The 11,851-nt window shown below is 69.0% G+C and carries 11 protein-coding genes and 1 pseudogene; 6 read left to right on the forward strand and 6 right to left on the reverse strand.

Features of this window, described 5'->3' with window-relative positions; genetic code table 11:
- Nucleotides 1-8 precede the first annotated feature (8 nt).
- Genes IMT31_RS01455 through IMT31_RS01465 form a run of 3 tightly spaced genes read left to right on the forward strand, consistent with a single transcriptional unit; the run spans nt 9 to nt 3,263 of the window.
- Nucleotides 9-470 (forward strand): helix-turn-helix transcriptional regulator, encoded by a 462-nt coding sequence (locus IMT31_RS01455; protein ID WP_413543522.1) that lies wholly within the window; start codon nt 9-11, stop codon nt 468-470.
- A 4-nt stretch (nt 471-474) separates the two neighbouring features.
- Nucleotides 475-885: a VOC family protein gene (locus IMT31_RS01460; protein ID WP_413543523.1), complete on the forward strand. Its 411-nt coding sequence runs from the start codon at nt 475-477 to the stop codon at nt 883-885.
- Complete coding sequence (locus IMT31_RS01465; protein WP_413543524.1) at nt 882-3,263, forward strand: ATP-binding cassette domain-containing protein; 2,382 nt, start codon at nt 882-884, stop codon at nt 3,261-3,263. The genes IMT31_RS01460 and IMT31_RS01465 overlap by 4 nt, the downstream gene beginning before the upstream one ends.
- A 2-nt stretch (nt 3,264-3,265) precedes the next feature.
- On the opposite strand, the gene IMT31_RS01470 is transcribed toward IMT31_RS01465, so the two are convergent.
- Genes IMT31_RS01470 through IMT31_RS01480 form a run of 3 tightly spaced genes read right to left on the reverse strand, consistent with a single transcriptional unit; the run spans nt 3,266 to nt 6,494 of the window.
- Nucleotides 3,266-4,882 carry an ABC transporter permease gene (locus tag IMT31_RS01470; RefSeq protein ID WP_413543525.1) on the reverse strand — a complete coding sequence of 539 codons (1,617 nt, stop codon included), beginning with the start codon at nt 4,880-4,882 and terminating at the stop codon, nt 3,266-3,268.
- Nucleotides 4,879-5,850 (reverse strand): ABC transporter ATP-binding protein, encoded by a 972-nt coding sequence (locus IMT31_RS01475; RefSeq protein WP_345361258.1) that lies wholly within the window; start codon nt 5,848-5,850, stop codon nt 4,879-4,881. The genes IMT31_RS01470 and IMT31_RS01475 overlap by 4 nt, the downstream gene beginning before the upstream one ends.
- Nucleotides 5,847-6,494 carry a TetR family transcriptional regulator gene (locus IMT31_RS01480; protein ID WP_413543526.1) on the reverse strand — a complete coding sequence of 216 codons (648 nt, stop codon included), beginning with the start codon at nt 6,492-6,494 and terminating at the stop codon, nt 5,847-5,849. Before IMT31_RS01480 ends, IMT31_RS01475 begins: the two co-directional genes overlap by 4 nt.
- Before the next feature lie 533 nt (nt 6,495-7,027).
- Between IMT31_RS01480 and IMT31_RS01485 the strand changes: the two are divergent.
- Nucleotides 7,028-8,398: pseudogene (locus tag IMT31_RS01485) on the forward strand (MBL fold metallo-hydrolase); the annotation flags it as partial.
- Nucleotides 8,399-8,434: 36 nt separating this feature from the next.
- Here IMT31_RS01485 and IMT31_RS01490 read toward each other — a convergent pair.
- Together IMT31_RS01490 and IMT31_RS01495 are read right to left on the reverse strand one after the other, a co-directional pair.
- On the reverse strand, nt 8,435-9,019 hold the full coding sequence (locus tag IMT31_RS01490) for a hypothetical protein (protein WP_345361252.1): 585 nt from the start codon (nt 9,017-9,019) through the stop codon (nt 8,435-8,437).
- Nucleotides 9,016-9,684: a hypothetical protein gene (locus tag IMT31_RS01495; protein WP_345361249.1), complete on the reverse strand. Its 669-nt coding sequence runs from the start codon at nt 9,682-9,684 to the stop codon at nt 9,016-9,018. Before IMT31_RS01495 ends, IMT31_RS01490 begins: the two co-directional genes overlap by 4 nt.
- 76 nt (nt 9,685-9,760) lie before the next feature.
- Here IMT31_RS01495 and IMT31_RS01500 point away from each other — a divergent pair, with 76 nt between their 5' ends.
- The gene (locus IMT31_RS01500) at nt 9,761-10,186 is read left to right on the forward strand and encodes a DUF3054 domain-containing protein (RefSeq protein WP_345361246.1); all 426 of its coding nucleotides are present in this window, start codon (nt 9,761-9,763) and stop codon (nt 10,184-10,186) included.
- Between the two features lie 42 nt (nt 10,187-10,228).
- On the forward strand, nt 10,229-10,519 hold the full coding sequence (locus IMT31_RS01505) for an Lrp/AsnC family transcriptional regulator (protein ID WP_413544349.1): 291 nt from the start codon (nt 10,229-10,231) through the stop codon (nt 10,517-10,519).
- Nucleotides 10,520-10,532: 13 nt separating this feature from the next.
- Here the strand turns inward: IMT31_RS01505 and trpD are convergent, their stop codons facing one another.
- Entirely contained in the window at nt 10,533-11,597 is a 1,065-nt protein-coding gene (gene trpD, locus IMT31_RS01510) for an anthranilate phosphoribosyltransferase (protein WP_345361243.1), read from the reverse strand.
- Nucleotides 11,598-11,851: the final 254 nt, after the last annotated feature.

Genomic DNA, 11,851 nt, shown 5'->3' on the forward strand with positions numbered 1-11,851 from the left:
ATGTTGAGATGTTGAGGCGCACAGTGCCCGCGGTACCCCGGCCCATCCCACTGGAGGACCTGGTGCGGCTGCGCCGGGTGCGGGACCGGATCGATCGTGAATACCGGGAGCCGCTGGACGTCCCGGCGCTGGCAGCGGGGGTGGGCCTGTCCTCCGGCCATCTGAGCCGCCTGTTCCAGGGCGCCTACGGGGAGTCGCCCTATTCCTACCTGATGACTCGGCGGATCGAGCGGGCCATGTCCCTGCTGCGGCGCGGCGGCCTGAGCGTGACCGAGGTGTGCTTCGAGGTCGGCGGCTCGTCACTGGGCACCTTCAGCACCCGCTTCACCGAGCTGGTGGGCATGCCACCCAGCGTGTACCGCGACCGTGCGGGCAGGGAACCGGACGGACTGCCCACGTGCGTGGTCCGGCACGCCACGCGACCGATCAGGAATCGAGAAGCTCCCGGCCCCGGGCAGGACCTACGCTGATCCCATGACCACCACCATCCACTCCAGTTTCCTGCCACATCATGACCCGGAGGCCTCCCTGGCGTTCTACCGCGACCTGCTCGGCTTCGAGGTCCGCCTCGACGTCGGCCAGGGCGCCATGCGCTGGATCACCGTGGGGCCGGCCGGGCAGCCTGACACCGCCATCGTTCTGACCCCGCCAGCGGTGGACCCCGGCCTCACGGAGCAGGAGCGCCAGACGATCACCGAGATGATGGCCAAGGGCACCTATGCGGGCATCAACCTGGCCACCGACGACCTGGACGGCTTCTTCGAGACGGTCCAGGCCGGCGGCGCGGACGTGGTCCAGGAGCCGATTGAACAGCCCTACGGGCTGCGGGACTGCGCCTTCCGGGATCCGTCCGGGAACATGGTCCGTGTCCAGGAGGCCCGGTGAACCCCGCCGACCTGCATGACACCATCCGCGTGGTCGGTGCCCGGCAGAACAACCTGCGGGACGTCAGCGTCGAGTTGCCCAAGCGCCGCCTGACGGTCTTCACGGGGGTCTCCGGCTCCGGCAAGTCCTCCCTGGTGTTCGGCACCATCGCGGCGGAGTCGCAGCGACTGATCAATGAGACGTACTCCTCGTTCGTGCAGGGCTTCATGCCCTCCATGGACCGGCCCGAGGTGGACGTGCTGGAGGGACTGACCACGGCGATCATCGTGGACCAGGAGCGGATGGGCGCGGACCCGCGGTCCACCCTCGGCACGGCCACGGACGTCAACGCGATGCTGAGGATCCTCTTCAGCCGGGCGGGGACACCACACATCGGCCCGCCGAATGCGTTCTCCTTCAACGTGCCCTCGGTCTCGGCCTCGGGTGCCATCACGGTCCATCGCGGCGGCAAGACCATCGCGGAGAAGGCGACCTTCAACCGGCTCGGTGGCATGTGCCCACGCTGCGAAGGGCGCGGATCGGTCACGGACTTCGATCTCACGGCGTTGTTCGACGAGGAGAAGTCCCTGAACGAGGGGGCGCTCACCGTGCCCGGGTACTCCATGGACGGCTGGTACGGGCGGATCTTCTCCGGCTCCGGCTACTTCGACATGGACAAGCCGATCAAGAGGTTCACCAAGAAGCAGATGCACGACCTGCTCCACCGCGAGGCCACCAAGATCAAGGTCGAGGGGATCAACCTCACCTACCTCGGACTCATCCCGCAGATCCAGAAGTCCATGCTGGCCAAGGACCGGGACGCCATGCAGCCGCACATCCGCCGCTTCGTGGACCGTGCCATCACCTTCACCACCTGCCCGGACTGCGAGGGCACCCGGTTGGCGGCGGAGGCGCGCTCCGTGACCATCGAGGGCAGGGACGGCGCCAAGACCATCGCCGAGCTGTGCGCGATGCAGATCTCGGACCTGGCCGGCTGGCTCCAGGACCTCGAGATCCCGGAGGTCGGGCCACTGCTGGACAACCTCACCGAGACCCTGGACTCCTTCGTGGACATCGGCCTGGGCTATCTCAGTCTGGACCGGCCCGCAGGAACGCTGTCCGGTGGCGAGGCCCAGCGCACCAAGATGATCCGCCACCTCGGCTCCTCCCTGACGGATGTCACCTACGTCTTCGATGAGCCCACCATCGGTCTGCACCCGCATGACATCGAGAAGATGAACCAGCTGCTGCTGCAGCTGCGGGACAAGGGCAACACCGTGCTGGTGGTGGAGCACAAGCCGGAGACCATCGCGATCGCCGACCATGTGGTGGACCTGGGCCCACGGGCCGGGACCGACGGCGGCCAGATCACCTTCACCGGCGACCTTGCCGGGCTGCGGGCCTCGGACACGCTCACCGGCCGGCACCTCGATGACCGCGCCCGCCTCAAGGACTCGGTACGTGCGGCCACCGGGGTCCTCGAGGTCCGCGGTGCGGAGGCCAACAACCTGCAGGACGTGGATGTGGACCTGCCGCTGGGCGTGCTGGTGGCGGTGACCGGCGTGGCCGGCTCCGGCAAGAGTTCCCTGATCCACGGATCGGTGGCTGGCCGCGAGGGGGTCGTGGTGGTGGACCAGGGCCCCATCAAGGGCTCCCGCCGTTCCAACCCGGCCACCTACACCGGGCTGCTGGAGCCGATCCGCAAGGCCTTCGCCAAGGCCAACGGCGTCAAGCCGGCCCTGTTCAGCGCGAATTCGGAGGGCGCCTGCCCCACCTGCAAGGGCGCCGGAGTCATCTACACGGAGCTCGGCTTCATGTCCACGGTGGCCTCCACCTGCCAGGACTGCGACGGACTGCGCTACCAGGCCGCCGTCCTGGAGTACCGGTTCGGCGGGCTGGAAGGAGGAAAGAACATCACCGAGGTGCTGGCGCTGTCCGTGGCCCAGGCCATGGAGTTCTTCGCCGCGGGGGAGGCCCGCCTTCCCGCCGCCCACAAGATCCTGGTGCGCCTGGCCGACGTCGGGCTCGGGTACCTGAAGCTGGGACAGCCGCTCACCACCCTGTCCGGGGGCGAGCGGCAGCGCCTGAAACTCGCCAACGAGATGGGCGCGGCCGGGGAGGTCTACATCCTGGACGAGCCGACCACCGGGCTGCACCTGGCCGATGTGGAGAACCTCCTGGGCCTGCTGGACCGGCTCGTGGACTCCGGCAAGACGGTCATCGTGATCGAGCACCACCAGGCGGTGATGGCGCACGCCGACTGGATCGTTGACCTGGGGCCGGGTGCGGGACACGACGGCGGCCGGGTGGTCTTCGAGGGCACGCCGGCCGAGCTGGTGGCCGGGAGGCCCACTCTGACGGGCGAACATCTCGCGCAGTACGTGGGCGCGGGGGAGTAGGGCTACTGCGAAGCGATGTCGCGGCGCCGGTACCCCAGAACGCCGGCGCCGCCCAGCAGCAGGGCGATCCCTGTCATCACCAGCAGGGACACGCCCTCATCCGTCCCGAGGTCCTGAGCCGGCAAGGCGGGAACGTGGGTGAAGGGGGAGAGGTCCAGGGCCCAGTCGGGCAACTGGAGCAGACCCCCGAGGAACAGGGCCAGGGCAACCCACACGACGGTCATCCAGGCCAGCACGGTCAGCCGGGGCACGAGTCCGAACAGTGCCATGGCCAGGGCGGCAACCACCACCAGGGCCGGCAGGTAGGCGGCGGCAGCACCCGTCATTTCAGCGATCCAGCGCCCCTCGCCGGTGGCAGCCCAGACACCCAGGCCCACGCCCACCCCGCCGACCAGGGTGAGGACCACCACGTGAACGGCCACGGTGGCAGACCATCCGGTCAGGTGGGCGGCCCGCGCGCGGCCCGAGACAACGAGCTGTTCGGAGCGACCGGAGGACTCCTCGCCCTTGAGGGCCAGGATGCCCGAGACTCCGATGATCAAGGGGGCGATCATCACGAAGGACAGGATCACCCCGGCGAACTCGGCGGTGAGGTCGGTGCCCTCCAGCGCGATCCACTGCGCCAGGTCCGGATTCTCCTCGAGCATGCCGTCCAGGGAGTTCGCCAGGGAGCCCATGGCCACGGCGAAGAAGAGGATGCCGAGGGACCAGGCGATGAACGAGCCCCGCAGCAGTCGCGCCGCCAGCCCGGCGGGGGAGCGGAGGGTGCCGGGCGCAGTAGCCGGCCCACGGGGAGCCGGACGCAGTCCGGCCCCCAGGTCCCGCCGATGGGCCAACGCGGAGGCCAGGGCGAACGCCGCGAGGGTGACCGCCAGGGACACCGCCAGCGGCCACCAACGCAGGTCCACGAAGACGCGGGACTGCTGTGCCCAGGCGAAGGGCGAGAACCAGGACAGCCACGACCCCGTGGGATGGATGACGTCCCCCATGCCTCGGACCAGGTAGGCCACGGCCAGCGCCGCCATGGCCATCCCGGTCGCGCTGCGGGCGTGCTCGGTCAGCTGGGCGGCCACGGTGGCCAACCCGGCGAAGACGAGGCCGGTCAGGGCCGTACCCGCTCCGAACGCGAGGGAGCCGCCCACATCGAGATCCTCGTGACCGACGCCGATCAGCCCCAGCGTGGTGACGGAACCGACCAGTACACAGGCCAGGGCCACAGTGGCCGCTGCTGCGGCCGAGGGGGCGAAGCGGCCCACGGGCCGGGCCCGGATCATCTCCAGCCGACCGGACTCCTCCTCAGCGCGGGTGTGGCGCACGGACAGCAGGATCCCCATGATGCCTGCCGTGAGGAACACGTACAGGCTCAGCTCGTTGGCGACCATGGCCCCGAAAGTGTAGTGGTCCGCGGCGAAGGCGGGCCCGGTCATCATGAGGGTGGCCGGATTGTTCAGCAGCGCACCGCGAGCCTGGATGGCCTCGGGAGTGGGAAAGGTCTCGACCAGCGAGTACACCGATCCGTAGACACCCAGGCCGACGGCCAGGGTCCAGATCAGGATCCGAGTCCGGTCCAGGCGCAGATTGAGTCGGAGCAGTGCGCCGGTTCCTGTGAAGGGGCTCATGGTGCTCCCACCCGGTCCCCGTAGTGGCGCATGAACAGGTCCTCCAGGGAGGGCGGTGCGATGGTCAGGTTCTCCACCCCGGAGCGCGCCAGCATTCCGATGACCTCCGTCATTCGGTGATTGTCCACGTCGAAGCGCAGCCGGCGGCCCTCCACAGCGAGATCGTGCACGCCCTCCAGCTCCGCCCAACCGGACGTCGCCACGGGTCCGGCCGGGCCGCCGTCGGGCCCCTGCTCCAGGGTGGCACTGACGGTGGACCGGGTGAGGTGGCGCATCTCGGCGAGGGTCCCGCTCTCCACGGCCTGGCCGGAGCGGATGATGGTGACCGTGTCACAGAGCTTCTCCACCTCGGCCAGGATGTGGCTGGACAGCAACACGGTCCGGCCGGACTCTCGCAGGGCGCGGACCTCGTCCGTGAAGACCGCCTCCATCAGCGGGTCCAGACCAGAGGTGGGCTCGTCGAAGACGAAGAGCTCGGCGTCCGAGGCGAGGGCAGCGATGAGAGCCACCTTCTGACGATTCCCCTTTGAATAGGTGCGCGCCTTCTTGGTGGGATCCAACTCGAAGCGCTCCAGCAGCTCGTCCCGCCGGGAGCGACCGCCGGAGCCATGCCTTCCGCGTCCAGGACCACCCAGACGGGCCAGGACATCGATGGCCTCGCCGCCGGTCAGGTTCGGCCACAGACTGGTGTCCCCAGGGACGTAGGCCAGCCGCCGGTGGATGTCGACCTGGTCCGCCCAGGCGTCCTGGCCCAAGACCCGTGCGGTCCCGGAATCTGCCCGCAGCATGCCCAGGAACACGCGGATGGCGGTGGACTTGCCGGCCCCGTTTGGCCCCAAAAAGCCGGCCACCTGCCCGGTGGGGACAGACAGATTGAACCCGTCCAGGGCGCGGGTGGTGCCGAAGGTCTTGACGAGGTCTCGGGCCTCGATGGCGAGTCTTGTCGGATCCACAGGGGTACTGGTCATGGGGTGTTCCTTTCCGAGGACGCCAGATAGGCGTCCAGGAGGGATGAGTCCTTCAGCAGGGGCTCCGTGAAGAGTTCGAGGGTGGGGGGCAGGATCCGTTCGGCGTAGTCCGCGAACCAGCCGGGCAGCTCGTCCAGGTCCAGTGACGTCCGGCCGGCGGGCAGATTGAGCAGGAGCGAGCCCAGTGCGAAGTCGGTGAGCAGCCGGGCGCGCGCTGCTTCGTCCCGGCTGGGGGAGAGGGTCCCGGCTGCGACTCCCTCCTCGAGGTACGCGACGGCGTCTGTCACCATGCCCTCGATCAGCCGGGCGGTGAACTCGCCCCCTTCCTGCAGGCAGCGCAGCACATAACCGACGAGGGGGGCGTAACCCTCCAGCTGCGCCAGTTGGACCAACAACGCGGAGGGGGCGCCGTCAGGAACCATCAGTTCGGACTTGCTCTCCCGGATGGCCGCCTGCACGTGGTCATCGCAGGCCCGCCGCAGGCCGGCCCGTGAGCCGAAGTGGTGCATGATGAGCCCTGCGCTCACTCCGGCGTCCGCGGCGATGGACCGCACGGATGACTCCAGCCCGTCCTGGGCGAAGCGCAGGATCGCGGCATCGCGGATACGGGCCTTGGCCGTCTGATCGTCAGGAACTGAACGCATGTTCAAAAGACTAAACAGGTGTTCAGTTGTGGGTCAAGGGCTCGCGATCCACCCCTGGGCACCCCTTGGCGGGGCGACACCTGGATCCGGCGATTCACCAGGGTCTAGCAGAGGGTTGCGCAGTTATGTCAACCCAGTGACAGGCCCGGGCGGAACGGTTGGATCCGGGAGAGCCATCAGATCCGAGAGTGGAAGCCGAGGCCGCGTGAGCACGTTCACCTCACGCGACGAGACCGTACGGTGAGGTCCGCCGCTGGGATGAGGCCGCGTGGTGAAGGAGACCGCAGATGGGCAGCGATGACAGAACGTCAGCAAGGCTGCACACCAGGGAGTTCCTCCGGGCCATTTCAGCGCTATCTCAGTTCCATCTCCGTGCCATCAGCCCGTCAATCAGCCCGTCAATCAGCCCCTTTCTGCCCCATTGGTAAACGCCGATAACCCACATTATGTCAACTCATAGTTCGACAAGCGGCCCCGCCCTGAGACCTGCTCCCGGAGCTGCCCTTCGAGCACGATCACTCCTCCGCCTACCTGGACACCCTGACATCCAGGAGTATCTGGACCTCGCAGCGCACCACGGGATGGAGATCACCGCCGTCACGGAGACGCACATCCACGCCGACTACCTCTCCGGCTCCCGGGAGCTCGCCGCGGCCACCGGCGCCACCCTGCACGTCTCGGCCGAGGGCGGCGCCGACTGGCAGTACCGCTTCGAGGCCGAACGGCTGGCTGACGGGAACGTCATCACCCTGGGCAACCTCACCCTGACAGCCCTCCACACCCCCGGTCACACCCCGGAGCACCTCTCCTACCTGGTGACCGACGGCGCCGTGACGGATCAGCCGGGCTATCTGCTCTCCGGGGACTTCGTCTTCTCAGGTGACCTCGGCCGTCCCGACCTGCTGGACGAGGCTGCCGGCGGTGTGGACACCCGCCATGAAGGGGCGCGGCAGCTGTTCGCCTCCCTGCGGGACGTCTTCCTGCACCTGCCGGACCACGTGCAGGTCTTCCCCGGACACGGTGCGGGATCCGCGTGCGGCAAGGCCCTGGGATCACTGCCCTCGACTTCCGTGGGCTACGAGCGCCTCTATTCCTGGTGGGGGCCCTACTTGGCCACCGGTGACGAGCACGGCTTCATCGACGAACTGCTCTCCGGCCAGCCGGACGCACACGCCTACTTCGGCCGGATGAAGCGTGAGAACCGTCAGGGCCCCTCCCTGTTGGGCACCCGTGGCGCACTGCGCGAGCTGGACACCGCCACCGTGGCCGCCGGGATCGAGGACGGCTCCCTCGTCATGGTGGACACCCGCCCGGTGGACGCCGTGCACGCCGGGACGGTTCGCGGCTCGCTGTCCCTGCCGAACCCAGGCAAGATCGCCAGCCATGGCGCCTGGGCCTATGACCCGGAGCGCGAGTCCACGCCGATCGTGCTGCTGGCCGAGGACCCCGAGCGGGCCCACGAGTTCGCGGACCACCTCGTCCGAGTCGGCGTGGATCGGGTGGCCGGCTTCCTCACCTCGGTGGACGGGCTCCCGGCACTGAGGCCGGCGCTCGTCTCCCCCGCGGAACTCGACTTCACTGATCACGTCCTGTTGCTGGACGTCCGAGGCAAGGGTGAGCACGCAACCGCGCACATTCCCGGCTCCCGGCAGCTCAATGCCGGCCGCGTCCTGTGGCACCAGGACTCACTCCCCCGCGAGGGAACGATCGTGACGTACTGCCAGACGGGCGTCCGCAATTCGGTGTCCGCCTCCGCCCTGCGCCGCGCCGGATTCACGGTGGCCGAATTGGACGGCTCGTTCGCCGGCTGGCGCGACTGGCAGGCAGCGCCGGATCCGCAGGATGCGCGCGGTCAGGAGGAAGACGACGCCGGCCACTCCCCTGCCGCGTCCGCCGCCATTTGAACCCGCACCACTTGGACCCGCGCCAGCCACCGGACCTCAGGCCAGCAGGACCGCCACACCGACGCACGCGCAGGCCCACAATTGACTGGAGAAGGTTCCCAGGATGAACCGCTCCGCCGCGCCGGACTTCCCCAGCTCCGAATACCGGCCCAGGGCCTTGACAGCCAGGATGATCGCAAGCCCCTCCGGCCAGCCCATGATCAGCGTGGAGGCCACAGCCAAGCGCTCCAGGACGCCGATCCAGGCGCCACCACGCAGCACGGGCTGGGCCGCATGTTCCTCGTTGAAGACCTGCTGACCGTCCGGCCCGGTCAGCATGCGCTGATGCTCGGGGTGAGCTGCGTTGAAGGAGAGCTGCAGGACCGCGGTGGTCGGCGCACCGCCACCGGCGACGGCAGCCACCACGGCCAGCGGACCGGCCAGGGCCCACCCCGTGCCGCCGCCGGAGGCCACCGCCAGTGCGGCTGCCCCGCCGAGCAGCAGCAGTTGGATCACGGCAGTGGCGTAGAGGATCGATTCGGGATGCCGCGGCGTCCCCCGGAAGCGAAGGGAGAACTGCGGCACCCCGAGGAGGCCCGCCAGCGCGACGAGGATCACTGAGAATCCCGCCGGTTCCGTCATGATTGCCCCTCCGCCCCCGTCTCATCCGCACCGCCGGCCAGCCGGTCGACGCGCTCCAGCATGGCAGAGACCACGGACGCCAGACGGCGGGACTCGCCCCACAGGCCGCTGCGCAATCGTGAGCTGACGGCCTGCTGGCTCACCCCCAACTTCTCGGCGGCCTCTCGCTGCGTGGCGCCGGCATCCATCCACCGTCCGGCCTCCTGCCCCTCGCTGCTGCGCCGGAACTCCAATTCCGCCAGCAGCTGCAGGCTGGCCTCCACGGCCTCGAACAGCTCCGCCGCGTCATCCCGCCCGGCTGACTCGGGGCCGTCCACGGCGACGTGCCCCGGTGAGTGCTTCGCCCGCTCCACGGCACGGCGGGCGTGCTCGAAGGCCGGCCCCGCCCCGGCACGCGTCTCGGCCGGCATCGGGTGGCGCACCGGCCCCACGCCGATCCCGACGCTCCAGTGCCCGGACCGCGCGGCAGAGAGGGCGATGCCCACCACCGTGTCCGCCCGCTCCACCACGCCCTGGACCTCGTCCCCGGCTGTCCGCTGGAAGGGCCGGACCATGCCGCGGCCGGCGCCCTCACGAGGGGACGGATCGTTCAACCCCTCCACCAGGGCGGTCACTCGGTCGGGTCCCCCGCTGGAGGCTCGCTGGTCCATGGTCATGACGAACATTACACAAGCCTAATGGCTTGTCTACATGCACACAAGGATTGATCCTTGTTCATGACTGCGGGAGTAGACTGGACTGATGCCATCGCCCTCCCCGGCCGCTGCCGACACCCCCGCCCTCCGATCTGTGGCGCCCTGGATCGGAGGAGCCCTCGATGTCCTCCTGATCATCCTCTTCGCCGGGCTCGGGCGGCGCACGCACGAATCCGGGATGGACCTCGCCGGCCTCCTGATGACCGCCCTGCCGTTCCTGATCGCCTGGGCCGTGGCCACCGCCCTCACCCGCCCGAGGCGCACCTGGACGCGGGTCTGGCCGGCCGGCGTCGTGGTGTGGCTGGTCACAGTGGTGGGTGGGCTACTGCTCCGGGTGGCGATGGGAGACACCGCGGCGCCCTCCTTCCAGCTCGTGACCGCTGGTGTGCTGGGCGCCTTCCTCCTGGGCCGGCGCGCGGTGATGGCACTGATCCTGCGGTGGCGTCGCGGCCAGATGGTGCGACGGTCCTAGGATGAGGGCGTGAACACCGACCAGCGCTCAGGAGGCTCCACCATGGTGACCGCATTCGTGATGATCAAGACCGACCCGGACCGCATCCCGGAGTCCGCAGAGCAGCTGGCCGATCTGGACGGGGTGACCTCGGTGTACTCCGTGACCGGCAACTGGGACCTGGTCGCCATGGTGCGCCTGCGCCAGTTCGACGACCTCGCAGACGTCATCGCGGACCAGATGTCCAAGGTGGAGGGCATCCGGGACACCGAGACCATGCTGGCCTTCCGCGCCTATTCACGGCATGACCTCGAGGAGGGCTTCGCCCTCGGTTTCGAGAACACCGAGCAGTAGCGGCCGCTGGGCCCTAGGAGTGCGAGGTGTGCACCCAGGCGTCCAGTGCCCGCTGGGCGGCCCCGGAGTCGATGGACTCCGCCGCTCTTGCCATGTTGGCCCTGATCCGGTCCAGAAGAGGCCCCTCGGCCGAGGTGTCGAAGGCCGTGAGGCCGGCCGCGGCGTTCAGGAGCACCGCGTCCCGCACCGGGCCATGACGCCCGGCCAGCAGGTCCCGGACGATCCCGGCGTTGTGCTGCCCGTCCTGCCCCGCGAGGGCCTCCACCGGCGCCAGCTCGATCCCGAGGTCCTGCGGATGCAGCTCGTGCTCGGACACGACGCCTCCTCGCACCTCGAAGAGGGTGGAGGGGCCGGAGGTGGTGATCTTGTCCCGTCCGTCACTGCCTCGGAACACCAACCCTCGCAGGCCGCGGTCGGCCAGGACGCCGGCCAGCAGAGGGGCCATCCGCTCGCTCGCGCAGCCCAGCGCCTGGGCGCTCACCCCCGAGGGGTTCGTCAGGGGGCCCAGGTAGTTGAAGACGGTCGGCACGCCCAGCTGCTTGCGGGCGGGGGCCACGTACTTCATCGAAGGGTGGTAGCCCTGGGCGAACAGGAAGGTGATGCCCGCTGTGGTGGCGCACTCCACCACCTTCTCCACGGTCAGGGACAGGTCCACGCCCAGCGCCTCGATCACATCGGCTGCACCCGCCGTCGAGGAGGCCCCTCGGTTGCCGTGCTTGACCACCGTGGCGCCGGCGCCCACCGCCACGAGGGAGGACATGGTGGAGATGTTGACGGTGCCCAGCTTGTCCCCGCCGGTGCCGACGATGTCCAGGGTCTCCCCCGGCACCTCGAGATGCACGGCGTTGTCCAGCATCACCTGCGTGAGGCCCAACAGCTCCTGCACCGACTCGCCCTTGGACGCGAGGGCCATCAGGAAGCCTGCGATCTGCGCATCAGTGGCGTTGCCGGACATGATCTCCCGCATGGCCCACACCGTCTCGTCAGTGGTCAGGTCTATCCGGGAGACGAGCCGCCCGAAGACATAGGGCCACGAGAGGGACTGGGGTGCGGGGCTCGAAGTACTCACGCGGGTCATGCTATCGCCGCCCGGAAGGTGCGCCGATATCCGGGGTATCGCACCGGGCCTTCCCCTCCCGCCGGGATTAGGACATACTCTTGACTCGTAACCGGGCAGAATTCCCAGAACAACCGCCCACTGACCTGCAAACCTGCACGGTTGCTGGGTGTCCGGGCCGCAGTTCGTGTGAGAAGGCTCGGTCCGGGAAGAACAGGAAACGCCGAAACGTTCGTCGCATTGGAGCCGTGGGCCGTTTTAGGGCCATAATGGCT

This window comes from Citricoccus nitrophenolicus (assembly GCF_047305825.1).
Lineage (GTDB): Bacteria > Actinomycetota > Actinomycetes > Actinomycetales > Micrococcaceae > Citricoccus > Citricoccus nitrophenolicus.

Excerpts from the sequence above, each read along its gene's own strand:
- IMT31_RS01455 (WP_413543522.1), top strand. The coding sequence starts at position 9 with ATGTTGAGGCGCACAGTGCCCGCGGTACCCCGGCCCATCCCACTGGAG.
- IMT31_RS01460 (WP_413543523.1), top strand. The coding sequence starts at position 475 with ATGACCACCACCATCCACTCCAGTTTCCTGCCACATCATGACCCGGAG.
- IMT31_RS01470 (WP_413543525.1), bottom strand. The coding sequence starts at position 4,882 with ATGAGCCCCTTCACAGGAACCGGCGCACTGCTCCGACTCAATCTGCGC.
- IMT31_RS01475 (WP_345361258.1), bottom strand. The coding sequence starts at position 5,850 with ATGACCAGTACCCCTGTGGATCCGACAAGACTCGCCATCGAGGCCCGA.
- IMT31_RS01480 (WP_413543526.1), bottom strand. The coding sequence starts at position 6,494 with ATGCGTTCAGTTCCTGACGATCAGACGGCCAAGGCCCGTATCCGCGAT.
- IMT31_RS01490 (WP_345361252.1), bottom strand. The coding sequence starts at position 9,019 with ATGACGGAACCGGCGGGATTCTCAGTGATCCTCGTCGCGCTGGCGGGC.
- IMT31_RS01495 (WP_345361249.1), bottom strand. The coding sequence starts at position 9,684 with ATGTTCGTCATGACCATGGACCAGCGAGCCTCCAGCGGGGGACCCGAC.
- IMT31_RS01500 (WP_345361246.1), top strand. The coding sequence starts at position 9,761 with ATGCCATCGCCCTCCCCGGCCGCTGCCGACACCCCCGCCCTCCGATCT.
- IMT31_RS01505 (WP_413544349.1), top strand. The coding sequence starts at position 10,229 with ATGGTGACCGCATTCGTGATGATCAAGACCGACCCGGACCGCATCCCG.
- trpD (WP_345361243.1), bottom strand. The coding sequence starts at position 11,597 with ATGACCCGCGTGAGTACTTCGAGCCCCGCACCCCAGTCCCTCTCGTGG.